This is a genomic window from Tissierella sp. MB52-C2 (assembly GCF_030931715.1).
In the GTDB taxonomy this organism is placed as follows: Bacteria; Bacillota; Clostridia; order Tissierellales; family Tissierellaceae; genus Tissierella.
On record NZ_CP133261.1, the window covers coordinates 1,526,642 to 1,551,995 of the forward strand.

Below are 25,354 nucleotides of genomic sequence, written 5' to 3' on the forward strand. Positions count from 1 at the left end.
AGGTATAAATTTGGATACCAAAGTACTTTTAGAGTTACTATGTAATGGAAATGGAGTTTCAGGGTATGAGCATAATTTACAAGATGGAATAATATCAGCATTTAATAAATATGCTGATGACATTAAGACAGACAAATTGGGAAATGTTATAGCATTAAAGAAGGGATCATCTGATACAGACAATGTTAAAATAATGCTTGCTGCCCATATGGATGAAATAGGTCTAATGGTAAAGGACATTGAGGAGAATGGTTTCATTAGGTTTACTAATATAGGAGGAATTGATCCTAGAACTATATTAGGTCAAGAAGTTATAGTACATGGTAAAGAGGATTTATTTGGTGTTATAGGGTCTAAACCACCTCATTTACAAGAACCATCTGAACATGATAAGGCAATCAAGATGGAAGATATGATTATAGATATTGGGTACTCAAAGGAAAAAGTAGATGAGCTTGTAAATATAGGAGATGTCATAACCATTAGAAGGTCCTTAACAAACCTGCAAGGTAGTAGAGTGGCATCAAAAGCATTAGATGATAGGGCTGGAGTAGCTGTTATTTATGAGACTATAAAAGAATTAAATAAGATGAAACATGATGCTGATGTATATTTTGTATCTACAATTCAAGAGGAAGTAGGAATGGCAGGGGCTATAGTAAGTACTTTTGGAATTAATCCTGATATTGGTATAGCTGTTGATGTTGGATTTGGAGCAACTCCTGAACTTTCTAAGGCTGATTCCATAGAATTAGGAAAGGGGCCTGGTATTACTTTAGGAGGCAATATCCACCCAGGACTTAGAAAAAATCTTACAGAGGTAGCTGGGGAATATAATATTCCTTTTCAAATGGAAATCACTCCAGGTTTAACAGGAACAGATGCTAGAGCCATGATAATGACCAAAGAAGGTGTTCCTTCTTTAGTATTATCTATACCATTGAGATATATGCATACATCAGTAGAAGTAGTTGATATGGTTGATATAAAGCATAGTGCTAAGCTATTGGCATTCTTTATTGCTTCTATTTCTAATGAGAATTTGGAGGGATTATTATGCTACTAAAACAACTAACAGAGGCTTCAGGAATTTCTGGAAATGAAAAAGAGGTTAGAGATTTAATAATCTCTGAGATAAAAGATCATGTAGAGTCTTTTAAAATAGATAGAATAGGTAATATTATTGCATATAAAAAAGGTAAAGATACTAGTAAGAAGTTAATGATAACAGCACATATGGATGAGGTTGGATTATTAGTTACAGATATTGATAATTTAGGTCTGCTTAAATTCACTACAGTAGGTGGAGTTGATAAAAGAATTTTAGTATCAAAACCTGTTCTAGTTGGAAAAGATAAGACTGATGGGGTAATAGGTGCAAAACCAATTCATTTGCAAAAAAGACAAGAATGGACTAGGGCACTTGGTATAGATGAATTATATATAGATATAGGAGTTAACTCTAAAGAAGAAGCTGAAAAGTTAGTTCAAATAGGAGACTATGTAACTTTCAAATCTGATTATATTGAATTTGGTGAAGACTTGGTTAAGGCAAAGGCCCTTGACAATAGAGTTGGATGTTCACTTTTAATTAATCTAATTAAAGAAGTTAAAGATATAAGCTTCTATGGAGTATTTACAGTAATGGAAGAGGTAGGGTTAGTAGGAGCTGGTCCTGCTGCTTATGAAGTTGATCCCGATATTTCATTAGTATTAGAAGGAACATTATGTTATGATATGCCAAAGCTTGATACGCATTTAGTACCTACTTATTTAAATAAAGGTCCTGCAATATCATTAATAGATAGAACGACTGTATATGATCGTAATTTTAGAGAAAAGATTACTAGTATTGCTGAAAAGAATAATATTCCATATCAATATAGAAAGACATCTATGGGTGGAAATGATTCTGGAAGGATTCATACTACTAAAGAAGGTTCAGTAACAACTACTATATCTGTACCTTGTAGATATATACATTCACCAACATCTGTAATGAGCAAAAAGGATTATAATCATACTTATGATTTACTAAAGGCTATTTTATCTGAATTTGAAAAGGAGGAATTATAATGAATATAAACTTTAACCTATTAAAGGATTTAGTTAGCGTATATGGACCAGCGAGTAATGAAGATTTAACGAGAGACTATATTACAAATGAAATTAAAGATTTTGTAGATGAGATAGAAGTAGATGCTCTAGGAAATCTAATTGCTAGAAAAAAAGGTGCTGGAAAAAAAGTTATGATCTCTGCCCATATGGATCAAATAGGACTTATGGTAATTGATATAGATGAAAAAGGATTCTTAAGATTTACAAATGTTGGTGGAATATCCCCTGTAGTTTCTTTAAGTCAAAGGGTTATTTTTGAAAATGGCACTATTGGAATTATATATGCTGAACCTGTTGATGATATATCTAAATTAAAATTAGAAAATATGTATATAGATATTGGAGCATTTAGTAAAGAAGAAGCTGAGAGAAAAATAAGCATAGGTGATATTTGTATATACAAATCAGAATATGTGGAAAATGAAAATGTAGTATTCACTCCTTATTTAGATGATAGAGTAGGATGTTTTGTAGCAATTGAAGCTTTAAAATCTATAAAAAACCCAGCTAATGATTTATACTTTGTATTTTCAGTACAAGAAGAGGTAGGACTTAGAGGAGCTAAGACTGCTGCATATAGGATTAACCCAGATGTTGGTATAGCTCTAGATGTGACGTCTCATGGAGACACTCCTAAGGCAAAGAGATTTGCAATCGGATTAAACAAAGGGGCTGCTATTAAAGTAAAAGATAATTCTATTATTTGTCATCCAAAGGTAAAGAATTTGCTTGTTAATTTAGCTAAAGATAATAATATACCTTATCAAATGGAAGTATTAGAATTTGGTGGTACAGATTCAGGTGCTATTCATGTAAATATGGAAGGAGTTCCATCAGGAGTAATCTCTATACCTACAAGATATGTACATTCTACTGTGGAAATGGCATCTAAAAATGATATAATTAACTGTACTAAACTTTTAATAGAGTTTCTGGAGAATGAATTAGATATTTAGTTTTGTTCAGATTTTTAGACAAAAATATAGAAAGAAGATCCATTTTTAAATAAATGGATCTTCTTTCTTTTGTTTCATTGGGATTCATGTAGTATTATGGTAGATTTTGCATTATTACAGGATAATTTGTATGAAAAAATTTTCTTTAAAATAGAGGATTTTAATCTTATATGGAGAAATATATAATAGTAGACTGGATTTGGAAGGGGAATATACTATGTTGGATTTAAATCACGAATATACCATATCAGAAGTATCTGAAATTACTGGATATGCTCCGCATGTTTTAAGATATTATGAGAAAGAATTTGAAATTGACGTTCCTAGAAATAATTCAAATCACAGATATTTTACATATAAAGAGATTGAGTTGATACAATATATAAAAACTCTACAGGATAAAGGTTTTACAAATAAACAGATAAAGCTTATTATACAATCTCCAGAAGTTATAATGAGTAATCAGGAAGAATCTGGCATAGTGTCAGCCAGTGATAATATGTACTTCGATACTTATCAATTAGCTAAGGAAATAAGCATGACTTTAGAAGAAGAGTTTTTTGAAAAATTATTAACCCATATCAATGAAGGATCTGAAAAAAATATCAATGTAATAGAAGAATTAAAAAATGAAGTGGCAATGCTTAGGAATGAGTTGAATTCAAAAGAAAGAGATGTATTAATATGTGAAAATGCGAAGTTAAAAATGCAAGTTAAGGAAAAAGAATTCGAAAATATTGAACTAAAAGGTAAGTTAAAAGAAATAGAAGAAAAACAAATAAGTTTTTTTAAAAGAATATTTATGAAAAATAAATAAGATAGAATATAAGTTATATATTTCTAGTGACTTTAGAATAATCTTTCTCATGGGATAAGGCATAGTATATTACTACCAAATATAGGTAATAATATACTATACCAGATAAATCCTTTTTATATTATCTTTGTGACTCGTATTGTTTTAAAAGTTTAATAAAAAGTTCAGGAATTTTAACCATGTTTTCAGGTGATTCTACAAAGGAAATTCTGAACTGAGTTTTACCTGGATTTTCTTCATCATTTTCAATATCATAGAATCCCTTCATTGGTGCAACAAGAAGAGTTGTTTCTACTCCGTCTATTACAACGGAACCCTTTCCTGCACAGTATAGAACAAAATCAATTGAATCGAAGCCTGGCTTTACAACATTTCTTACATCAATTACTGAATAAATTGATGCATCTGGGCTTGATACTATAAGATTTGGCTCTTGTTCCTTAAGTCCGTTGTAAACCTTTATTATTTGATCTTTATAATAATCTCTCTGTTGTTTACACCATCCAAGTATATCTTCTTTACTCTCATGTGCTAACGCTCCAAAAATATATTGGCCAATTACATTTGCACATAGATTAGCAGTATATTCTGCGATTGAACGGTTATTAAAATCTGCATTATCTGTAATTACTGCTCCTATTCTTAAACCGCAAGCATTCCATACTTTGGAAGCTGTCTCAATACTAATTCTTCTGCCTTCAATTCCTGGAATATCAGTATCTGTTAATCCCCAAATACTTACAAGTTTTTCGTTATCATCATAGTATAATTCACGATAAGCTTCATCACTTACCATCCACATATTATATTTAACGCATAATCTTGCAAGGTCTTTTAAAGTATCATATGTGTAGTATTGACCCGTTGGGTTATCATAAGGGATTACTAAAAGTGCCCCTGGATTATTTGCTTTTATCATTTCTTCAACTTCATCCATATTTGGTAAATTGAATTTGCCGTCTTCTCCCATATGACGTTTTATAGTTACTGTTTTACGTCCTACTCTTTCCGCAAAGGAAATATAGTTTGTATAAGCAGGGTCAATCATCATCAGAGGTCTCTCATCAGTTCCAGCTGGACCACAAACTCCCAAAATTAATAGCTCCATACCAGATGAACCACCATCTGTTATTTGAACATGAAGATTACTTGTATCGAATCCTTCACTTTCTAAGATGTTCTTAAATGCATTTTGTGCCTCAACAGTACCTGCTGTTCCTGAATATCTAATTACTCCACTAGCAAAAGGACTCTCAGGTGCATTAAGTGCAAACATTCTCTTTTGCATAGCTGGGTTTGTTGGTAAAGACACATTTCCTATTCCCACATTTATTACTGCCTCAGGCTTTACTGGACGCTCATCATATTTCATTTGAGCTAAACGAACATCTGATGGTGTTCTTGATTCAAAATGTGCTGATAATATTGGTTTACTCATTACAATTCTCCCCCTCTTTTGATTTATAGAAGATTGTGCCAATAAATTTAATTAGCTACATACCTTTATTATACACTAATTTAAATTAATTTCATCTTAATCTTAAACATTTACTTAAATTATTTCCTATTTCTGGTTTTAATATTATTTATAATTATGCATATAGTAGAAGTTAATATATTTTATATTCAATTCTACTTTTCTCTAGTTAAAACTTCTAAAATAAAAAGCAAAAAAGAAAGTTCCTAAGATTATAAATAGTGAAAATGATTTCCATAGTTTGGTATTATTAATTCAAATTATAATTATAGGAGGAGTTAGATTTCTTATAGAATGTCCAGAAAAGGTAAATGATACAGATAATCCTTTAGTTCTATTTCTCAATGTAGATAAACAGATATATAAATATGTAATAAGATAGATATAAAAAATATTAAAGAGGCTGTCTCAAAATAAAATTTTGAGGCAGCCTCTTTAATAATGTGATAGCTTTACTAGCTCAGATATGGTCACAAATTTGTAGCCTTTGTTAATCAATTCAGGTAAAATTAATTTTAAAGCTTCTACAGTATTACTAGTTTCATAGTATATATAATCATGAAATAATACAATGTCTCCATTCTCTATGTTTGAAATAGTATTAGAAACTATTTTATCCACACTTGGATTACTCCAATCTTTAGAATCTTGCCTAGAAGACCATAATACAATATCACATGATTCATCACTGATAATTTTCATTGTATTTTCATTATAAAGTCCATAAGGTGGCCGAAAAACTTTAGATTTAGCACCCGTTAAGGAAAAAATAATACTTTGAGTCTTATCAAATTCTTCTTTGAACGTCTGAGTAGAAGCTTTTTTGATATTTATATGCGAGTAAGTGTGATTACCAATTTCGTGCCCTTCTTCAGCCTGTCTTTTTATGATATCAGGATATTTTTCCGCAAATTGTCCTAAAACAAAAAAGGTAGCTTTAATGTTATATTGATCTAGCAGATCTAAGATTTCAGGAGTATATTGTGGATGTGGTCCATCATCAAAGGTTAAAGCTATAAATTTTTGTTGCTTAGAACCATTCCGTACTATATTTACATTGTAATCTTTTGATCCATTCGTGCTCACGGATATAACATATTTAATAGAAAATGCTGAAATTGCTAAAAATGCAACTAAAAAAATAATCTTTATTCTTAGAGGTTTTTTTATCATTTTTATGTTCCTTTCAATTATATACTTTATAGTTTAGTTAATATGTTGAGTTTATATACTCAATTAACAAATTTAAAAGTTACTAATTTTATGAAAAAATTCCTTATAAGAGTTTATATACTATAATTAAATATAGTTTAAAATCAATTCCAATTATGTTTTGAAAAAATAAAATGTATAATATCTTTAATTCTTCACATAATAATTATGTAAGGTTCGTAAATAGAATTCGACTTTCAGTTTTTACTGTAAGAAAAATATGTTCTCCTTTCATAAGGTCCGTAATGGATTTTTATGAATATAGACATATTACTCGAATCCATTACGGACCTTACTTTTTATTTTATAATAGTACTTTATCTTGCGATTAACAATTCCTAGTCAATTATGTTATAATTAGTTAAATTGAAAATAGTTGATAATAATTCTATTGTTATCATTAGACTTCAAAATACTAATTGATAGGAGAATGATACCATGAACAATCAAGATCAAAAACAAGAAAAAGAGACTTCAAGTTTAGTGCTAGAAAAATTATTGCAATCTAGATCAATCATAATTTCAGGAGAAATCAATCAAGCTTTAGCGGAAAAAATAACTACACAACTCTTAATCTTACAAGAAATGGGGAACCAGCCAATAAAATTATTTATCAACAGTCAAGGTGGTCATGTAGAAGCTGGCGATACAATTCACGATATGATTAAATTTATTAAACCCCGTGTTATAGTGATTGGTACTGGTTGGGTTGCAAGTGCTGCTATCACAATTTATCTTGCAGCAGAGAAACAAGATCGTTATTCTTTGCCAAACACAAGATATATGATACATCAGCCATTAGGTGGCCTAAATGGTCAAGCTACAGATATTGGAATTGAAGCAAAAGAGATATTGAGAGTACGTGAGAGAATTAATAGCATAATAAGTGAAGCTACTGGTCAATCCTTAGGAAAAATAGAAAAAGACACAGATAGAAATTATTGGTTAAATGCATATGAAGCGATTGATTATGGAATAGTAAATCAAGTTATTTCAAAATACGAAGAGCTAACGAATCTATAATTTGTTAGGATATTAGGAAACATAAAACAGCAAGCCTTATTATAAGGTTTGCTGTTTTATTGTTTCTAACCGTTCAAAATCAGTTCATTAAATTTTCTATTTTAGAATGGGCTGTTCCTTAGTCTATTCTATTTCTTTTATGGTTTTAATAATAGATATAATTATGCTATAATGTATCTAGTATAAATAAATTAATGAGGTGTAAAAATGAAGGAAAACAAAGGACAAAAAACATATCTTATTAAAACCTATGGTTGTCAAATGAATGAACATGACTCTGAGAAAATTTCTTGGATTTTGGGAAATATGGGTTATAGAGAAACAGAAGATATGAATGAAGCTGATTTTATAATATATAATACTTGTTTAGTAAGAGAAAATGCAGAACTAAAGGTATATGGTAATTTAGGAGCATTAAAGCAATTAAAAAGACAAAAACCTGATTTAATGATAGCTGTATGTGGATGTATGATGCAAAGAGAAGACGTAAGAAATGTTATTTTATCTAAACATAAACATGTAGATATAATATTTGGTACTCATAATATTCATAAATTACCTCAATTAATAAATAACCATTTACAGACCGGTGAAACAATTGTAGATATATTTGAAGATGGTAGAGAAATAGTTGAAGATATAAATTCAAATAGGAAATATGAATATAAAGCCTTTGTGAATATTATGTATGGCTGTAATAACTTTTGTACCTATTGTATAGTACCCTATACTCGAGGAAGAGAAATGAGCAGAGAGCCTGAAAACATAATTAAGGAAATAGAAGATTTAGCACAAAATGGGTGTAAAGAAATAACATTACTAGGGCAAAATGTAAACTCCTATGGCAAGTCTTTAAAAACAAATTATGGTTTTACAGATTTATTAAAGGATATAAATAAAATAGAGGGAATTGAAAGAATAAGATTTATGACTTCTCATCCTAAGGACTTATCAGATGAACTAATAGAGTGTTATGCCACTTTAGATAAATTATGTGGACATTTGCATTTACCTGTTCAGTCAGGTAGTAATAAGGTTTTAAAAGAAATGAATAGGAAATACTCTAGAGAAGACTATTTAGAAATTATTAATAAATTAAAGAAAGCAGTTCCAAATATATCAATTACAACAGATATAATTATAGGATTTCCTGGCGAATCAGATGATGACTTTAATCAGACACTTGAATTAGTAAAAGAAGTAAAATATGATTCAGCTTTTACTTTCTTATATTCCATTAGAGAAGGTACTAAAGCAGCCAATATGGAAAATCAAATAGATGATAAGATTAAGCATGATAGATTTCAAAAGTTAACAAACACATTAAATGAGATTGCTTTAGAATTAAATCAAAAATTAATAGGGGAGACCCTAGAAGTATTAGTAGAAGAAGTAAGTAAAAACAATCCTGATGTTTTAACAGGAAGATCAAGGACAAGTAAGCTTATACACTTTAAAGGAGAAGAAAGCCTTATAGGTTCTATTGTTAATGTGAAAATAGATAATGTTAAAACATTTACACTGGAAGGAAAACTAGTTTAATACTTCTCTACTTAGGGGGAGAAATAATTTGGAAAATTTAACACCAATGATGAAACAATATTTCAGTATAAAAAAACAATATGATGATTGTATATTATTCTTTAGACTCGGGGATTTCTATGAAATGTTTTTTGAAGATGCTTTAACGGCTTCAAAGGAATTGGAAATCACTTTAACTCAAAGGGATTGTGGAATGGCTGAAAAAGCTCCCATGTGTGGTGTACCTCATCATGTTGCTGAAACTTATATATCTAGATTAGTAGAAAAGGGATATAAAGTTGCTCTGTGCGAACAAGTGGAAGATCCTAAAGTTGCTAAAGGAATTGTACAAAGGGATGTAATTAAAGTTGTTACTCCTGGTACAATAACAGACCAAGCAGTTTTAGACGAAAAAACTAATAATTATTTAGTATCTATATACTTTGATAATTTAGGTGTAGGAATTTCCTATGTAGATAATTCTACAGGAGAAATGTATACTACTGAATTCCTAGGAGAATCAAGTCAAAATAATACATTTTTAATAGATGAGCTTGGAAAAATACTTCCATCGGAAATCATATGTAATGATGCAATTAATAGTAACGAAAAACTTTTAAAGATTTTACAAAGGACTATTAATCCATATATAAACGATTATAAAGAGGATGATATACGGAAAGACAATTTAGAATCCATAATTATAAATCATTTTAATGGAAAATCACTAGAAGATTTAGGTATCGATAGCAAGATATATTCTATTATAGCAACTAGTAAACTTATAGAGTATCTATATAAGACACAAAAATCGTCTTTGGAACATATTAATAATTTGTCTTATTATAGACCAAATAATTATATGATTTTAGATATAAATACTAGAGCAAATTTAGAGATACATGAGACTATTATAAAAAGAGATAGAAAAGGGGCATTAATTGGCCTGCTAGACAAAACCTCTACATCTATGGGTGGTAGACTTTTAAAAAAATGGTTAGAACAACCTTTAATTAATATAATAGAAATTGAAAAGAGAAATAATATTGTAGAATACTTTTTTGACAATATTGTAATTATGGATGATATAAAATCACTTTTGAGACAGATATATGATATAGAAAGACTTGCTAGTAAAATTTCTAATGGTAATTGTAATGCAAGGGATTTATTATCCTTAAGAAACTCAATCTCTGTCTTACCAGATATAAAGAAGATATTAAAGGACTTAGAAAATCCAGAGTTAATAAATATGAGTATCAATCTAGATACACTTGATGATATTTATTCCTTATTAGCTGATTCTATCAGTGAAAACCCTCCTATTACTATAAAAGAAGGTGGAATTATAAAAGAGGGATATGATGAAAAATTAGATCAAGTTAAAGAAGCCTGTTTAAAAGGGAGAGAATGGCTTACTACATTGGAAGCTAAGGAGAAGGAAAAAACTGGTATTAGGAATTTAAAAATTGGATTTAATAGAGTGTATGGATATTATTTTGAAGTAACTAAATCTAATATATCTTTAGTTCCAAACTATTTTATTAGAAAGCAAACTTTAACTAATTCAGAAAGATATTATACTGAAGAATTGAAAAGTATGGAAGATAAGATATTAGGATCAGAGGAAAAGTCCTTAGATTTAGAGTATGAAATATTCACTGAGATTAGAGATAAAATAAAAAAACATATAGATCGAATTCAAGCTACAAGTAAGATAATATCTCAAATTGACGTACTAAACGCTTTCGCTCAAGTGGCATATAAATTAAATTTTGTTAAACCTAGCCTTAATACAAAGGGAATTATTGAAATCGTAGAAGGAAGGCATCCCGTTGTAGAAAGCAATATTCAAAGCAACTTATTTATACCAAATGATACCTACTTAAATACAAGTGAGAGGATGGTTCAGATTATTACTGGACCTAATATGGCTGGAAAATCTACTTATATGAGACAGGTTGCCATTATAACCTTATTAGCACATATAGGTTCATTTGTACCAGCAAGTAGTGCAAATATATCTATAGTAGATAGAATATTTACTAGAATAGGAGCACAAGACAATCTATCACAGGGTGAAAGTACCTTTATGGTAGAAATGAATGAAGTATCTAATATTATAAGGTCGGCCACTAAAGATAGTTTGATTATTTTAGACGAAGTAGGCAGGGGTACTAGTACCTATGATGGTTTAAGTATAGCTTGGGCCATTGTAGAATATATTACAACTAATATAAAAGCTAAAACTCTATTTGCTACTCATTATCATGAATTAACTCAGCTGCAAAATGAAAATGATAATATAAAGAATTTAACAATTGTTGCTGAAGAAAGTGGCGACCAAATCATATTCCTAAGAAAAATAGTTGAAGGAAGTACAAATAAATCTTATGGAATAGAAGTTGCCAAATTAGCAGGTATAAATGAATCTGTTATTAATAGGGCCAACGAGATACTATCTCTTATTGAGGGTAACCATCAAATCAATATAAATAATAATATAAAAGAAGAACCAAGACAATTAAATTTAATGGATTATAAAAAAGATTATTATGTAGATAGAATTTTAAATTTAGATATAGATAATATAACACCTAAAGAAGCCTTAAATCTTCTTTATACTTTAAAGGAAGATGCTAAAAATCTAAGGAGAGATAATAATGAGTAAGATTAAGGTCTTAGATAATATTACTATACAGAAAATAGCAGCTGGAGAAGTTATAGAGAGACCTGCATCCATAGTAAAAGAGCTAATAGAAAACTCTTTAGATGCCAATGCAGATCATATAACAATAGAAATCAAAAACGGTGGTAAAACTTATATTAGAGTTACTGACAATGGAGATGGAATTGCAGGTGATGATTTGAGTTTAGCCTTTATGAGACATTCAACCTCTAAATTATCTACAGCTGAAGATTTGTATAGAATTAAGTCTTTAGGCTTTAGGGGAGAGGCTTTAGCCAGTATATCTCACGTTTCTAGGGTAGAGGTTATGACAAAAACAGAAGATGCCTTAGGGGGGATTAATGCTATTATTGAAGAGGGTAAGATTTTATCTCAAGAGTCAATAGGGTGTCCAAAGGGTACTACAATGATAGTAAAAGACTTGTTTTACAATATACCCGTTAGGAAGGAATTCTTAAAATCTGACCTTGCTGAATCTAATCAGATTTCAGATATTGTATATAAGGTTGCATTGGGAAATCCCAAAACTTCATTTAAGTTTATAAGGGATAATAGGGTTGTTTTAAACACTTCAAAAAATAATAATATGGAGTCCCATGTCTACAGCATTCTTGGTAAGGATTTTTCTAGTAATCTAACTAAAATTGACTTTGAAGATGAAGGTATTCATGTATATGGCTATATCTCTAATAATAAATTATATAGGAGCAATAGAAGTCACCAATATATTTATGTTAACGGAAGATATGTAAGCAATAAAAGTCTATCAAATGTTATTGAAAATCACTATAGATCCACTATTCCATTAAATAGGTTTCCATGTTTTATTATATTTATGGATTTGGATCCTGGTAGTATAGATGTAAATATACATCCAACAAAACAAGAGATTAAATTTGCTAATGAAGCTGAGATAATTGAAGTAGTAAATAAGGGGATAAAGGAGGTCTTGTATCCATCTTTATCTATACCTAGTATGAGTTTAAAAAATAATATGGAAGTAGATAAAAAACAGGATACTCCGACCCTATTAGTCGTGGATAGTGATTTAGGAATAGACACTAATATTATAGTTAAAGACTTTACTAATAAAATAATATATGAAGAAAAGAATGAACCTAGGATTATAGAATCTAACCTATTTGAAGATAATGAGATCATAAGTTACGAGCCTATAAAAGAGGAAGAAGTTTATAATGAAAAAGCTTCAGATATTAAAGATATACTCTCTAAGATTAGACCTATTGGCATAGTGTTTAATACTTATATACTTTCAGTAGATGATTTGAATCAAAGTTTATACTTTATAGATCAACACGCTGCACATGAAAGGGTTATGTACGAGAAGTATTTAGAAGAATTTGGCACTGAGAATATAGTTACTCAAAATCTTTTAGCTCCAGAAATTATAGATTTAACAAATATGGAGAAAATAAATGTAATGGAGAACCTAGATATATTCAGAGATTTAGGTTTCGATGTTGAGGAATTTGGAAATAATAGTATCGCCATAAGGGCTGTTCCTCTTGTATTTGGAATGCCTAGAATTAAAGATTTGTTTTATGAGATACTTGATAATATTAATAATGTTAAAAGCAATTATGATACTAAGCTAGAAAAGATAATGAAAATAGCATGTACTAAAGCAGTTAAAGGCGGAGATCATATGAATAATATTGAGATCAATAGTTTGATAAAACAATTAAAATTATGTGATAATCCACATAGCTGTCCTCACGGCAGACCTACTGTTTTAGAAATGACTAAAAAAGATATAGAAAAGTCATTTTTAAGAATTATTTAGAAGGATGATAAGATGAAAGACAATTTATTTATTTTAATAGGGCCTACGGCCATAGGGAAGACATCTCTATCCATTGAGTTGGCTAAGAGAATGGATGGTGAGATCATATCGGCAGATTCCATGCAGATATATAAATATATGGATATAGGTTCTGCAAAAGTATCTAAGGAAGAAATGCAGGGTATTCAACATCATTTAATAGATATAATTCTTCCTGACGAAGAATTTACTGTATCTGATTATAAAGATCGTGCTATAACTTTAATTAAAGATATTAATGGGAAACATAAGTTGCCAATGGTTGTAGGAGGTACTGGATTATATATAAATTCTTTAGTATATAAGTTGAATTTTACAGAGGTACCTCCACATAATGAAACTAGAACTAAATTAGAATTATTAGGAGAAAAACATGGAAATGAATATTTACATGAAATGTTAGAAAAGATAGATATAGATAGTGCGGAAAGAATAAGTGTCAATGATAGAAAAAGAATAATTAGAGCAATAGAAATATTTGAAATAACAGGCAAAACTATGACTGAATTTAATAAGGATTTTAGGCAGCCCATAGAGGACTATAATTTAGTGATGGTTGGGCTAAATATGGATAGAGAAAAATTATATAATAGGATAAACTATAGAGTAGATATAATGGTTGAAGAAGGGTTAATAGAGGAAGTAAAAAAACTTTTAGAAATGGGATACGATAGAAAACTTGTATCTATGCAGGGTATAGGCTATAAGGAGATAATAATGTACTTAGAAGGAAATATCTCTTTAGATGAGTCTATAGAAAAAATAAAGCAAGGTTCAAGGAATTATGCAAAAAGACAGTTGACATGGTTTAGAAGAGATAATAGAATTAAATGGGTTGATGTAGATAAGTTTAATAATTTAGAAGATTTAAGTCAATATATAATTGACTATTCTAAAGATAGATTTATAATTAATAGATAAAGGAGGGGACAAAATGAAACAAAACATAAACTTACAGGATATATTTTTAAATAAAGCCCGTAGGGAAAACATTGGTATTACAATATTTTTAGTTAATGGGTATCAAATAAAAGGCCAGGTAAAGGGATTTGATAATTACACTATAATACTAGAAAGTGAAGATAGGCAGCAGTTAATTTATAAACATGCTATTTCTACAATAATACCTATGAGACAGATAGACTTAGATAATTAATTTTTATTTAAATAATTTTATTTAAAAAAGTCTCTGATTACAATCGGAGACTTTTTATAACGAAACAAAAGCTTCTATAGAAGCTTTTGTTATTTTATAGAGAAAGGTGATACATATGAACAAGTTGACAGAAAATATATTATGTGAACAATTCGAGATAAAAGAGGAAGTAATTAAATTTGTACGAGAAAAAGAAAATTTAATTTTAGATAAATTTAAAGGTATTGATGATATTAAAGAATATAACCAATATAAAGTTATAAATGCCATGCAGAAATGCAGATTAGCTTCTACAGACTTTAACTGGACAACAGGGTATGGATATGGTGATATAGGGAGAGATAAGGTAGAAGAAATATATGCCCATGTATTTAATACAGAAGATGCCTTAGTAAGACCTGCAATTGCTTCAGGTACTCATGCCATTACTTTAACTTTATCCGGTATATTAAGACCTGGGGATGAACTTATAGCTATAACAGGTGCGCCATATGATACTTTACAGAAGGTAATAGGAGTAAAGGATAATATGTCTGGTACTCTAATAGACTATGGAGTAAAATATAAAGAGATTCCTCTAAAAGAAAATATTATCAATACGGAAAAGGTAAAGGATGCCATATCTAAAGATACTAAAATGCTTATGATTCAAAGGTCTACTGGATATAGTGATAGAAGGGCATTAACAATTGAAGAAATAGAAAATGCAATCAATGCTATTAGAGAATACAATAAAGATGTAATAATTATGGTGGATAATTGTTATGGAGAATTTTTAGAGCTTAGAGAGCCTACTGATGTTGGGGCAGATGTTATGGCAGGGTCATTGATAAAAAACCCTGGTGGGGGAATTGCTTTATCTGGAGGATATATTGTAGGTAAATCTAAATTAGTTGAACAAGTTTCAAATAGGTTGACGGCACCAGGATTAGGGAAGGAATGTGGGCTTACTTTTGGAACAACCAGAAGTACGCTGCAAGGACTATTTCTGGCACCTCATATAGTGTCTGAAGCCGTTAAGGGTGCATTATTAGTTGGAATAACATATAAAGAACTTGGATTCAAAATAGTTCCAAATATAGACGATGTAAGATCCGATATAATTCAGGGAGTAGAATTAAGGAGTCCAAAAAGAGTTGTAGAATTTTGCAGAGGAATTCAGGCAGCTTCAGTGGTAGATTCTTATGTTGTACCAGAAGCATGGGATATGCCGGGATATGAAGATAAGGTCATAATGGCAGCAGGTGGCTTTATAGAAGGTTCTTCTATTGAACTTAGTGCAGATGGCCCCATAAGAGAGCCTTATTTTGCGTATTATCAAGGTGGATTAACATATGAACACTGTAAGTTAGGAGTTATGAAATCTTTAAATAATTTATATAAAAATAAGTTAATAGATATGAAATAGAATAAAATTTAGTAAAATCTCATATGAAATAATAAAAGAATATCTAAAAATGACTATAAAAATATTGATTTTTCACTTTCCTTGCTTGATGAGGCTGATTTCGGGTAATTCTTAGTTTTCCGGAAAAAAATGAGGCTCTATTTTGCGTTTTAATAGGCTTTTGAAGGTATGCCAATGCTATTTACCCACTTATTTTAAGAAAAAGAAGATGATTTACTCATCTTCTTTTTTTGCAGTGTTGCTTCTTATTATTTGTAATTCAACTTCTAATGTAGCAAGTTTTTTATTTAATTCTTGAATTTTGGTATTGTATTCATCAATTTCCATCCTGTGTAAACTATAATTTTGTTCCATTTCCTTTTAACGAGTTAATTTAATAATAAAAGATAATATGAACAACAATGACGATATCTATATTTGTAATATATATAGTTTCTTTGGTGGGATAAATGCTGGTGGTCAAATTTATGCATAATAAATCGAGAAGACATATCAAAATATGTCGAAAAATGAGTATAATCAATTGCTTGACAGTTTTTTTTATGAATGATATGCTGATTTTAGCGACAATATATGATAAGGAGTTTTTTATGATAAATAAAAAAAGTAAAAATATAATATTTATATATATTATACTTATCTTGATTATAATCACTTCTTTACTTATATTTAGAGATACAATTTTTCAAGATAAAAATAAAGATGATTTAAAAGTTTATAATCTCAAAAAACTTTGCAAAGTATGGGGCTATGTTAAATATACTCATCCTGCTTTTTTATTAGGTGAGAAAGATTGGGATGAAGAACTACTTAATTTAATCCCTATAATTGAGGAATCTAAAAATGAAAAAGAAGTTAATAATATACTTTATGATTGGTTTATAGGTCTTGGAGAAATAGACTATGGAAATTATCAAGGAAAATTCATAGAGTGGGAAATAGCAAAAGAAGAAGATAAAATAGTACAAGTTGATACAAATTGGATTAAAGGTAAATCATATTTGGGAGATTCCCTTTCGGAGGTACTATTAGAAATAAGGGAAATTCCAGAATTAGATAGAAGTAAAGCTCCTGTATTATTTGAAAAAGGTCTATCAACTTTTTTTGAAAATGAAAAAATTTATAAAGATATGGATTATAGTGATAGTAGATACCGTTTATTAAGCCTTTTTAGATTTTGGAATGCTATAGAATATTATTATCCCTATTTAGATATATTAGATGATGACTGGAATTTAATATTAGAAGAATATATAGAGATTATGTTAAGTGGAATAGATAAACATAGCTATAATCGGACTCTTGCTTCACTTTCAACAAAACTTCATGATGGACATACTTTTTTTTCAGGTACTCAATTAGAAGATGCGTTTGAATTCTATGAAATTGAATTTGGTAAATATATAGCTCCAGTATATTTAACAAAAGCTGAGGGGAAATATGTAGTTGAAAGAATTGACAATGAATATAAAGATACATGCCCTTTATTAGCTGGTGATATACCTATAGAAATAAATGGTAAAAAGATAGAAGATGTTATAGAAGATCTAAAGAAATATATATCTATTCCAAATAATGAAAAAATATTAAACCCAATGGGTAGCATGATTTTAATATCTCATGAAAAAATAATGAATATAACTGTGCTAAGAGATAATGATAAAATAGAATATGAGCTTAAAGGAATGCCTTTTAATTTATATAATTACAACAATATAGAAGAAGATTATAAAATTTTAGAAAGCAATATTGGACTTATAAATCCATCTAAATTAAAATTTGATGAAGTAGATATGATTATGAAAGACTTTAAAAATACTGATGGTATAATTATTGATTTACGACAATATCCTAAGAGTAGCTTTGGTTTTTTACAAGAATATTTATTTGATAAAAGAATACCATATGCTAGTTTCAGTATTCCATCAAGAGCAGTTCCAGGTGTATTTATAAATACAGAAAGGTTTGCAGAATTTTCTACAGAACTTATATATGAAAATCCTATAGTAATATTGATGGATGAAACTACCCAAAGTGCAGGTGAAACTTCTGTTTTAAGCCTTAGAGAAGCTTCTAATGTAACTGTTATGGGAGAAAATTCTATTGGAGCAAATGGAGATGTAAGTTTCATACAGCTTCCTTGTGGAAATGCAATATCTTTTTCAGCTATTGGAGTATATACAGCTGAAGGTAAACAGACTCAAAGAATAGGACTTAGTCCAGAAATCCATATAGAAAAAACTATAGAAGGAGTAAGGGAAGGTAGAGATGAGTATATAGAAGAAGCAATTAAATATATTTTGGAAAATAAATAGTTGTTTATAATAATCGTTGGAGATATTTGGAAAGGCACCGCCAGTAAAATAGCAGGATATATCCTGCTATTTTACATTTTTCTAAATAAACCTATAACTTTCCCTAATATAGATACATCTGTGCTATATATAGGTTTCATAAATTGATTTTCTGGTTGTAATCTTATTTTATCTTTTTCTTTAAAAAATCTTTTTATAGTTGCTTCTTCCTCAAGTAAAGCAACTACAATATCACCGTTTACTGCATATTTCTGTTCTTTAACTAAAACTAGATCTCCATCTAATATACCTGCATCGATCATACTTTCACCTTGGACTTTTAACATAAATACATCATAATCTTTTACAAATTCCAATGGAATAGGATAAGTATCTTCAATATTTTCTACAGCTAATATAGGGGAACCAGCAGTTACCCTTCCTACAATAGGTACATCTACAGTCTTTTTAGAAACAAGTAGAAAATCATCGTTTCTATCAAGAATTTCAATAGCTCTTGGCTTTGTAGGATCCTTTCTAATATAACCTTTAGATTCAAGTTTTTCTAAATGACTGTGAACTGTAGAAGTAGATTTTAAATCAACACCTTTACAAATATCTCTAACTGAGGGGGGATAACCTTGTCTTTGAACCTCAGATTTTATATATAATAAGATTTCAATCTGCTTCTGAGTTAAATCTTCGTACATAAAACACACCTCTCATATCATATAATATATCAATGTAATATTTTTATTTAACTCATTATACCATATTAATGAAAAAAGTTCAAACAAAGGTTCGGTAAATTTCCAAAATACTATTGACACGGAACCTATGTTTGTGTAAAATGTATTTAGAACTACTGTTCAGAACTAATGTGCGAGGTGCTATTATGAAAAAAAGGTATAAAATAATTAACAAAACAAGATTTTATTCATTTATTACTTCAGTTTGTGTCATATTACTTTTGGTGATATTTAATTTATTAACAACTAATAAAGTCCACAGCTCAGTTTATGAAGTTAAATATAAAGAAGTCCAAGTAACAGAAGGTGATACCCTTTGGACTATTGCAATGAATCATTTACCAAATAATACGGATATAAGAAAGATGATATATAATATTAAAGAATTTAATGACATGAGTAGCAGCTACATATATCCTGGAAATGTAATAAAAATCCCTATGAATAATTAGCAAATAAATAGAACTAATAAAAGGAATTAATTAATTCCTTTTATTAGTTCTATTGGACAGAGGATTGCTTTTAACTGCATCTCTAAGTCTATCATCGTCTATATGGGTATAAATTTGAGTAGTAGATACTGATTCGTGCCCCAATAGTTCTTGTAATGCACGTATATCTACGTTTCCATACTTATACATCAAGGTAGCTGCAGTATGCCTCAATTTGTGGGTGGAGTAGATGGAAGGGTCTAAACCTGATTTCTCTAAATATCTATCAATCATATGTTGGATAGCTCTGTTGCTCATTCTATTTTTCCTTTTACTTATGAACATAGCTTTCTTATCCTTAGATTCTTTAGGTCGCACAGCAAGATAATCTTTAATGGCAAATACACAGCCATCGTTTAAGAAAACAGTTCTTTCTTTATTTCCTTTTCCAATAATAGATAGAGTATCATTGTCCTTAATTTTATCTATATCTATACTTGCAAGTTCAGAAAGACGAAGTCCACAATTTAAAAATAACATAATAATAGCATAATCTCTTTTTCTGTATTCTTCATTTTTGTTCTCTAGTACATTATTCAATAGTAATTCCGACTGTTCTAAAGTAAGATAAACAGGATGTCTATTTTCCTTTTTCGGAAATTCTAAAGCTTCAGCAGGGTTATGGTCAATTAAACTTACCTTAGAATAGAGGTAGTCGAAAAATGATCTAAGTGAAGCAACTTTTCTAGATTTAGTATAATTATTATTATCTCTTTTTTTATCGGCATATGAGATATATGCGTGCATATCTTGAATTCTTAATTTACTTATTAAATCTAAATCCACATCTGAAATATCAATCTGGTCAAATTCAATATCTTGTTCGACTAATCTATATCTTGTTTTAATAAATCTAAAAAAAGTTCTTAGGTCAAAAAAGTATTCTTTTACAGTATTGGGAGAAACCCCTTTAATTGTTTCCATATAATTTAAGTAATCCTCAAGAAGTATTGGTATATCATTCATTTAAGCTCCCTCTTTCCTTATAACATTAGTCACAAAATAGTTATTTTGTGACTAATGTTATTTTACACTAAAATTATCCAAAAATCAATATCAAAAAATTAATTTATTTAAGCAAAAAATAATCGAAAAACTTACTTATATAACAAATTTGAATTTAACCAATGTATTAACTTCATAATTAACCTTTAAAGATTATTCATGTAAATATATTCCTATGGATAATTGAAGCCCTTAAAAACCATTCTGAGAGGTCAAAATTTAAGAACTTATCCATTATATAATAGATAAGTTCTTAAATAGACTTTTAATATAATTATTTTATATTATCTACAAACTGAAAATTTTGTTTTACTGTTCTGTACGGAATACATACAAGAACTACTCTTCAGCTTTGTGAATTTAAAATCCTAATTGGCTGCCCTATTTTATTTTTTTAAAGTGATGTAGAATATTTTTTAAAATCCAGTTTCACCAAAAAATTAACATAATTATATTATGTATACATTTCTGGCGTTATGACTTTAAGATCTAAATAGTCGACATATTATATTTATGTCAACTATTTAGATTAGATAATAGGCCTATGGTTAGATTTTACTGGTTATCCATATAAAATGAATTTTCGTATAATAAACTATTTAACTGTTCTACAGTTCATGGAGTTGTTATCATTTTAAAGACAGGTGCTAGTTTAACTTATCCCGCCAAGTTTATGCTTATCGCCAGTATGAATCCTTGTCCATGTGGTTTTTCTGGGGACCCTCCACATGAATGCACTTGTAGAATATTGGACAAAACTATATAATCATAATGTTTATTTAAATTTAATGAAAAAAAATCTCCTTTGACAAATCTTATACTACTTACATCATTAAATTCCTTATATTCCTCTCCAATGTTACAAGGAATACATTTATCAACCACGATTACTTCACAATTAGGATTAGCCATTAAAATTGCATTAGCCCAATCCACCACTATTCCTTCCAATATCCAAAATATTTGAGTCTTTAAAATCACATATTTTACTTAAGGTATCTCTGATATCAAAACTAAAAGATCCATTTACATTATCTATAGCTTTTTGTTGTATTTCTGTTGCTACTTGTTTTGATATTTCATCCATAGCATTTTTTATATATAAATACTTTTCAATTTTTATATATAAATACTTTTCAATATGATCCTTTCCCACTAGATCTAGCTTTGTATCTTTTATGCTGTTTATTTTCTCATCTATCTTACTTAGTATATCTAAAAGCATTTACATCATCTATCACCTCTAGAGGGTCGTATGCTATGGTGACAATAATCTTTCTATGGTTGCATCACAATAAAAGCAATATGCTTTCATTTTCTCACGTCGTTATATATAATAAAAAATCCCACCGGGAAACTTGGTGAGATTTCTTGTAATCCTTATTTATTTGACACATGATTCATTTTGGAATAGTTTTCCATAGTATAATAATAGCACACTTAAAACGAACATGGCAAACAAGCTTAAGAATTACCTAAGAATCTATTATGTATCATTCTTACACTATCAGCTGTATTATTTCCACCTATACTCGCTGCCACCTGTTCCCATTCTAATCCATTTATATATCTTAATGTAAATATTTGCCGTATATTACCTTATATCATTAAAACTTTATCCATTTTTAAGTAAAATTTAGAATCATCAAGTTACTAAACTATCCCTATATTGTTTATGTAGTCATTAGTTTCTTCTACTAAGTCTATTAGCTCCTCTACCCTTCTATTCAGCTTTCTTTGCAGCCTATTTAGTTTATTATCATGTCCTTGCTAATCTACTCCTGTAATCAAGAAATCACTCTCTATATAGGGGAAATAAGGAGTAGATTCCTTTACTGGATCTGTTGTTATAGTGTAAGTAATATCTTCTATTTGTTTTTTTAGTATCTCTATTTCACTTTTTAAATATTTAAATTGCGATAATTGTTCTTTATCCATTTCTCCTACACCCCCTTCCTCTCTGCCTCAATCTGCTTCATAACTATATCTATATTAAGCTTAGTCTTATATATAAACTGCATATTGCTTTCATGTAAAGTCTCTGCTATATCTCTTTTTACTTTTAAATCTGCTATGTTTTCATTCCCTCGACATAGATCAGATATTATTGTTATTGGTATACCCTCCGTTCTTAATCTTAAGATTTCCTTTGCTAATTCTACTCTATAATCTCTTTCTGCTATTGCCCTATTCTTTACCCTTTCTCTTATAGCTGTAATTGCTTTGTTTAAATCACTTCTATATTTATTTAATTCTATCTGTAAATCCTGCATATCCTCCCTCCCAAAAAAGAAAAGCCCAGGGATTTTCTTTTATTATCCCTGGGCTTCTAGAGCCTCTATCTATGATTTAACACTTACGATATCAATAAAAATACCGCTATTATCATTTATTTTCTGTCATCAGTTCCCATCTCATACTAAATTTATCTATTAGAGATACAAAGCAACTGCTGTATGATGTTTCTAAGAACCATACCTCCATCAATTAATATATTGTAAGCGTTCTTAACATCGCTTGAGCAGTCAAATGTTGAGTTCCTATAACCATTTCTGCATGGTATACATAGTCTCCCTATCTGATAAATATGTTTCTTGGATTTGCGTCCTTATAGTGCATAAGTATAATTAGGCTACAATTAAATGCTTTTTGGTATAACTTTAAAGCTTCTTCACAATTACCATTAAAATGATAATTTGGGGTAACAATCATCTACTATCCTCCTAATACGTAATGTCTTCCTAATCTGATTAATCTAACAACAAAATCATACCATATTATTCATATTTTCAAGATAATTTTATATTTAATACCGTATTATTCAATTTTCAAGGTTCAAATTTCACTTTTTATATTTATGTTGCATAAATAGCTTTAGTTACTTAAAGTACAACATAAAAATACCGTAAAACTCTTTTCTGAATAATACGGTATTTTGATTAAATATTTTATTTTAATAATTATGGCGTTTTAATATAAATTATTCATCTTACCCATATATAAATCATCATATTGATTAAACTTTATTTTTATTGTTATCCATTACTGCACCTATAACTATTCCCATAAGCATTCCAAATCCAGATCCAAGAGCCAAAACCATTGGAAATAAACTATCTCCCATTAACCCAAACACAACTCCAATAACTGCTGCAAATAAACATCCTCCTATTAATCCAACGCCAACCCCAAAACCTACATAATGATTATTATCGTTTTCTTGATTTTTATTATTATATGAATTATCTTCATTAATATTGTTTCTCTTAGGCATTTTTACTCAATTCCTCTTCCTTGATTTTTCTGCACATAATCCCAATACTACGTATTACTAATATAGATATTGTAGCATATGTTTAATAAATATTGTAGTATATGTTTAATGGTAAATATAACCATTTTCCAATACCGTACTATTCAATTTTCAATGTTCAATCTCTATTTCCAATAATTACTTAAAAGATAAGATAAAAAATACCGCAAAATTCATTCCTGAATAATACGGTATTTTGATTAAATATTTAGCTTTTACAACATGACGTTTATTATAAATATTGTGCAAGAAACTTAATGTAGATTATGCTTATACTGTACGCGACCATGACCTTGCCTGTTGCAGAAGTTTTGCATAAAGAAATTAATTCAGTTAAGCCATAGCCACTCACCACAACTAAAGCGTCTCATCCAACTTCTGAATCTTTGAGTGAGAAATTAAATATACATTGCCTAAAATGTCGATTTTGTCTCCCTTTACGCGTACAGCACAATCTTTGTTTGACGCATAAACATTTATTTCTTCTGATAAAGGAGATAGTTCGCCTTGAATCTGCTCAATGTTATTTTCAAGATCAAAATGAGACAGGACAGAAAAATCGTCAAGGCCGATACCATCGTAAATAGAGCTTATTTCACCTTTATAGCCAGTGTATTTCGAGCATAACCATTTAGCGGACATGTTTATCGCACCAGCGCTTGTTCCCATCACAACGGCTCTGCTTTTTTTAATCAAATCCGACAATTCATATTCAATCAAAATACCGCTCTGTTCAACGGTATTTCCACCCAACAAGAAAATGACCGAAGCATTTTGAATTAATTTATGAGCCTCTTCCTTCTGTACGCCATAATCAATTAAATGATATTCATCAAACATAATGTTGGCCTGATCAAGCCACGAACGTTCAGTGGCACCAACTTCCTCATCTTCATGAAGAAATGGATTCGCACTAATCATAACAAGCGATTTTCTATCAGTTATATCCTCATGCAACAACTTAACCAGCTTCTCAGGAAAAATATCGTTAAACCAACCTAAATAATAGTGAGTTTTCATAAGTACCTCCGTAGTAAAGTTTATATAATATAAATAATCTGTAGTTCGCCTTATTATACGACTACGACCTACTTATATGATAATTGTAGCATACATATCATATAACACCAATAAGTTTATGGAAATATTTTACTTTTTAATACCGTATTATTCAGTTTTCAAAGTCCAATTTCATGTAAATAATTAACTATTCTTTTTAGTATCAATTTTAGCCTTAATCTTACATCTAGGACACACTATTTCTGCTCTCCCCTCAAGTTCA

At 29.4% G+C, this 25,354-nt stretch carries 24 protein-coding genes; 14 read left to right on the top strand and 10 right to left on the bottom strand.

What is annotated here, in order from left to right:
• The first annotated feature begins 10 nt into the window (after positions 1-10).
• The 4 genes from RBU61_RS07490 (at position 11) to RBU61_RS07505 (ending at position 3,891) form a co-directional block, all read left to right on the top strand.
• Positions 11-1,066, top strand: coding sequence for a M42 family metallopeptidase (locus tag RBU61_RS07490; protein WP_308879019.1), 1,056 nt, complete (start codon positions 11-13; stop codon positions 1,064-1,066).
• Positions 1,057-2,076: a M42 family metallopeptidase gene (locus RBU61_RS07495; protein ID WP_308879020.1), complete on the top strand. Its 1,020-nt coding sequence runs from the start codon at positions 1,057-1,059 to the stop codon at positions 2,074-2,076. Before RBU61_RS07490 ends, RBU61_RS07495 begins: the two co-directional genes overlap by 10 nt.
• Positions 2,076-3,074 carry a M42 family metallopeptidase gene (locus RBU61_RS07500; RefSeq protein ID WP_308879021.1) on the top strand — a complete coding sequence of 333 codons (999 nt, stop codon included), beginning with the start codon at positions 2,076-2,078 and terminating at the stop codon, positions 3,072-3,074. Before RBU61_RS07495 ends, RBU61_RS07500 begins: the two co-directional genes overlap by 1 nt.
• A 217-nt stretch (positions 3,075-3,291) precedes the next feature.
• On the top strand, positions 3,292-3,891 hold the full coding sequence (locus RBU61_RS07505; protein WP_308879022.1) for a MerR family transcriptional regulator: 600 nt from the start codon (positions 3,292-3,294) through the stop codon (positions 3,889-3,891).
• 121 nt (positions 3,892-4,012) lie between these two features.
• Here RBU61_RS07505 and RBU61_RS07510 read toward each other — a convergent pair whose 3' ends face one another.
• Together RBU61_RS07510 and RBU61_RS07515 are read right to left on the bottom strand one after the other, a co-directional pair.
• The gene (locus RBU61_RS07510; protein WP_308879023.1) at positions 4,013-5,329 is read right to left on the bottom strand and encodes an aminotransferase class I/II-fold pyridoxal phosphate-dependent enzyme; all 1,317 of its coding nucleotides are present in this window, start codon (positions 5,327-5,329) and stop codon (positions 4,013-4,015) included.
• Positions 5,330-5,803: 474 nt separating this feature from the next.
• A complete protein-coding gene (locus RBU61_RS07515; RefSeq protein WP_308879024.1) occupies positions 5,804-6,541 on the bottom strand; it encodes a polysaccharide deacetylase family protein in 738 nt (245 codons plus the stop codon).
• Positions 6,542-7,018: 477 nt separating this feature from the next.
• Here RBU61_RS07515 and RBU61_RS07520 point away from each other — a divergent pair, with 477 nt between their 5' ends.
• From RBU61_RS07520 to RBU61_RS07555, 8 genes are all read left to right on the top strand, one after another.
• Complete coding sequence (locus RBU61_RS07520; RefSeq protein ID WP_308879025.1) at positions 7,019-7,603, top strand: ATP-dependent Clp protease proteolytic subunit; 585 nt, start codon at positions 7,019-7,021, stop codon at positions 7,601-7,603.
• Positions 7,604-7,810: 207 nt separating this feature from the next.
• The gene (miaB, locus tag RBU61_RS07525; RefSeq protein WP_308879026.1) at positions 7,811-9,145 is read left to right on the top strand and encodes a tRNA (N6-isopentenyl adenosine(37)-C2)-methylthiotransferase MiaB; all 1,335 of its coding nucleotides are present in this window, start codon (positions 7,811-7,813) and stop codon (positions 9,143-9,145) included.
• A gap of 28 nt (positions 9,146-9,173) precedes the next feature.
• Positions 9,174-11,795 (top strand): DNA mismatch repair protein MutS, encoded by a 2,622-nt coding sequence (mutS, locus tag RBU61_RS07530; protein ID WP_308879027.1) that lies wholly within the window; start codon positions 9,174-9,176, stop codon positions 11,793-11,795.
• Positions 11,788-13,617, top strand: a complete 1,830-nt coding sequence (gene mutL / locus RBU61_RS07535) for a DNA mismatch repair endonuclease MutL (RefSeq protein ID WP_308879028.1) — start codon at positions 11,788-11,790, stop codon at positions 13,615-13,617. Before mutS ends, mutL begins: the two co-directional genes overlap by 8 nt.
• Before the next feature lie 12 nt (positions 13,618-13,629).
• Complete coding sequence (miaA, locus tag RBU61_RS07540; RefSeq protein WP_308879029.1) at positions 13,630-14,577, top strand: tRNA (adenosine(37)-N6)-dimethylallyltransferase MiaA; 948 nt, start codon at positions 13,630-13,632, stop codon at positions 14,575-14,577.
• A 13-nt stretch (positions 14,578-14,590) separates the two neighbouring features.
• Complete coding sequence (hfq, locus tag RBU61_RS07545; protein WP_308879030.1) at positions 14,591-14,812, top strand: RNA chaperone Hfq; 222 nt, start codon at positions 14,591-14,593, stop codon at positions 14,810-14,812.
• A 115-nt stretch (positions 14,813-14,927) separates the two neighbouring features.
• Positions 14,928-16,220: a methionine gamma-lyase family protein gene (locus RBU61_RS07550; protein WP_308879031.1), complete on the top strand. Its 1,293-nt coding sequence runs from the start codon at positions 14,928-14,930 to the stop codon at positions 16,218-16,220.
• Positions 16,221-16,810: 590 nt separating this feature from the next.
• Positions 16,811-18,535 carry a S41 family peptidase gene (locus RBU61_RS07555; RefSeq protein ID WP_308879032.1) on the top strand — a complete coding sequence of 575 codons (1,725 nt, stop codon included), beginning with the start codon at positions 16,811-16,813 and terminating at the stop codon, positions 18,533-18,535.
• Positions 18,536-18,606: 71 nt separating this feature from the next.
• Here RBU61_RS07555 and lexA read toward each other — a convergent pair whose 3' ends face one another.
• On the bottom strand, positions 18,607-19,224 hold the full coding sequence (lexA, locus tag RBU61_RS07560) for a transcriptional repressor LexA (protein WP_308879033.1): 618 nt from the start codon (positions 19,222-19,224) through the stop codon (positions 18,607-18,609).
• Between the two features lie 185 nt (positions 19,225-19,409).
• Between lexA and RBU61_RS07565 the strand changes: the two genes are divergently transcribed.
• Positions 19,410-19,715 (top strand): LysM peptidoglycan-binding domain-containing protein, encoded by a 306-nt coding sequence (locus RBU61_RS07565; RefSeq protein ID WP_308879034.1) that lies wholly within the window; start codon positions 19,410-19,412, stop codon positions 19,713-19,715.
• A 30-nt stretch (positions 19,716-19,745) separates the two neighbouring features.
• Here RBU61_RS07565 and RBU61_RS07570 read toward each other — a convergent pair whose 3' ends face one another.
• The gene (locus tag RBU61_RS07570; RefSeq protein WP_308879035.1) at positions 19,746-20,720 is read right to left on the bottom strand and encodes a tyrosine recombinase XerC; all 975 of its coding nucleotides are present in this window, start codon (positions 20,718-20,720) and stop codon (positions 19,746-19,748) included.
• Between the two features lie 712 nt (positions 20,721-21,432).
• Here RBU61_RS07570 and RBU61_RS07575 point away from each other — a divergent pair.
• Positions 21,433-21,525, top strand: a complete 93-nt coding sequence (locus tag RBU61_RS07575) for an ATP-binding protein (RefSeq protein WP_374212495.1) — start codon at positions 21,433-21,435, stop codon at positions 21,523-21,525.
• Positions 21,526-21,681: 156 nt separating this feature from the next.
• Here the strand turns inward: RBU61_RS07575 and RBU61_RS07580 are convergent, their stop codons facing one another.
• The 6 genes from RBU61_RS07580 to RBU61_RS07605 all read right to left on the bottom strand — a co-directional run bounded on the left by RBU61_RS07580 (position 21,682) and on the right by RBU61_RS07605 (position 25,092).
• Positions 21,682-21,984 (bottom strand): hypothetical protein, encoded by a 303-nt coding sequence (locus RBU61_RS07580; protein ID WP_308879037.1) that lies wholly within the window; start codon positions 21,982-21,984, stop codon positions 21,682-21,684.
• Positions 21,985-22,529: 545 nt separating this feature from the next.
• Entirely contained in the window at positions 22,530-22,697 is a 168-nt protein-coding gene (locus RBU61_RS07585) for a hypothetical protein (protein WP_308879038.1), read from the bottom strand.
• Between the two features lie 5 nt (positions 22,698-22,702).
• Positions 22,703-23,032 (bottom strand): hypothetical protein, encoded by a 330-nt coding sequence (locus RBU61_RS07590; protein WP_308879039.1) that lies wholly within the window; start codon positions 23,030-23,032, stop codon positions 22,703-22,705.
• A gap of 301 nt (positions 23,033-23,333) precedes the next feature.
• Complete coding sequence (locus tag RBU61_RS07595; RefSeq protein ID WP_308879040.1) at positions 23,334-23,471, bottom strand: hypothetical protein; 138 nt, start codon at positions 23,469-23,471, stop codon at positions 23,334-23,336.
• 304 nt (positions 23,472-23,775) lie between these two features.
• Positions 23,776-24,033: a hypothetical protein gene (locus tag RBU61_RS07600; RefSeq protein WP_308879042.1), complete on the bottom strand. Its 258-nt coding sequence runs from the start codon at positions 24,031-24,033 to the stop codon at positions 23,776-23,778.
• 396 nt (positions 24,034-24,429) lie between these two features.
• A complete protein-coding gene (locus RBU61_RS07605; protein ID WP_308879043.1) occupies positions 24,430-25,092 on the bottom strand; it encodes a Type 1 glutamine amidotransferase-like domain-containing protein in 663 nt (220 codons plus the stop codon).
• Between the last annotated feature and the right edge of the window lie 262 nt (positions 25,093-25,354).

What these genes read in the sequence shown, in the direction of transcription:
- RBU61_RS07495 (WP_308879020.1), top strand. Translation starts at nt 1,057, where the DNA reads ATGCTACTAAAACAACTAACAGAGGCTTCAGGAATTTCTGGAAATGAA.
- RBU61_RS07500 (WP_308879021.1), top strand. Translation starts at nt 2,076, where the DNA reads ATGAATATAAACTTTAACCTATTAAAGGATTTAGTTAGCGTATATGGA.
- RBU61_RS07505 (WP_308879022.1), top strand. Translation starts at nt 3,292, where the DNA reads ATGTTGGATTTAAATCACGAATATACCATATCAGAAGTATCTGAAATT.
- RBU61_RS07510 (WP_308879023.1), bottom strand. Translation starts at nt 5,329, where the DNA reads ATGAGTAAACCAATATTATCAGCACATTTTGAATCAAGAACACCATCA.
- RBU61_RS07515 (WP_308879024.1), bottom strand. Translation starts at nt 6,541, where the DNA reads ATGATAAAAAAACCTCTAAGAATAAAGATTATTTTTTTAGTTGCATTT.
- RBU61_RS07520 (WP_308879025.1), top strand. Translation starts at nt 7,019, where the DNA reads ATGAACAATCAAGATCAAAAACAAGAAAAAGAGACTTCAAGTTTAGTG.
- miaB (WP_308879026.1), top strand. Translation starts at nt 7,811, where the DNA reads ATGAAGGAAAACAAAGGACAAAAAACATATCTTATTAAAACCTATGGT.
- mutL (WP_308879028.1), top strand. Translation starts at nt 11,788, where the DNA reads ATGAGTAAGATTAAGGTCTTAGATAATATTACTATACAGAAAATAGCA.
- miaA (WP_308879029.1), top strand. Translation starts at nt 13,630, where the DNA reads ATGAAAGACAATTTATTTATTTTAATAGGGCCTACGGCCATAGGGAAG.
- hfq (WP_308879030.1), top strand. Translation starts at nt 14,591, where the DNA reads ATGAAACAAAACATAAACTTACAGGATATATTTTTAAATAAAGCCCGT.
- RBU61_RS07550 (WP_308879031.1), top strand. Translation starts at nt 14,928, where the DNA reads ATGAACAAGTTGACAGAAAATATATTATGTGAACAATTCGAGATAAAA.
- RBU61_RS07555 (WP_308879032.1), top strand. Translation starts at nt 16,811, where the DNA reads ATGATAAATAAAAAAAGTAAAAATATAATATTTATATATATTATACTT.
- lexA (WP_308879033.1), bottom strand. Translation starts at nt 19,224, where the DNA reads ATGTACGAAGATTTAACTCAGAAGCAGATTGAAATCTTATTATATATA.
- RBU61_RS07565 (WP_308879034.1), top strand. Translation starts at nt 19,410, where the DNA reads ATGAAAAAAAGGTATAAAATAATTAACAAAACAAGATTTTATTCATTT.
- RBU61_RS07570 (WP_308879035.1), bottom strand. Translation starts at nt 20,720, where the DNA reads ATGAATGATATACCAATACTTCTTGAGGATTACTTAAATTATATGGAA.
- RBU61_RS07575 (WP_374212495.1), top strand. Translation starts at nt 21,433, where the DNA reads ATGCTTATCGCCAGTATGAATCCTTGTCCATGTGGTTTTTCTGGGGAC.
- RBU61_RS07580 (WP_308879037.1), bottom strand. Translation starts at nt 21,984, where the DNA reads ATGCTTTTAGATATACTAAGTAAGATAGATGAGAAAATAAACAGCATA.
- RBU61_RS07585 (WP_308879038.1), bottom strand. Translation starts at nt 22,697, where the DNA reads ATGGATAAAGAACAATTATCGCAATTTAAATATTTAAAAAGTGAAATA.
- RBU61_RS07590 (WP_308879039.1), bottom strand. Translation starts at nt 23,032, where the DNA reads ATGCAGGATTTACAGATAGAATTAAATAAATATAGAAGTGATTTAAAC.
- RBU61_RS07595 (WP_308879040.1), bottom strand. Translation starts at nt 23,471, where the DNA reads ATGATTGTTACCCCAAATTATCATTTTAATGGTAATTGTGAAGAAGCT.
- RBU61_RS07600 (WP_308879042.1), bottom strand. Translation starts at nt 24,033, where the DNA reads ATGCCTAAGAGAAACAATATTAATGAAGATAATTCATATAATAATAAA.
- RBU61_RS07605 (WP_308879043.1), bottom strand. Translation starts at nt 25,092, where the DNA reads ATGAAAACTCACTATTATTTAGGTTGGTTTAACGATATTTTTCCTGAG.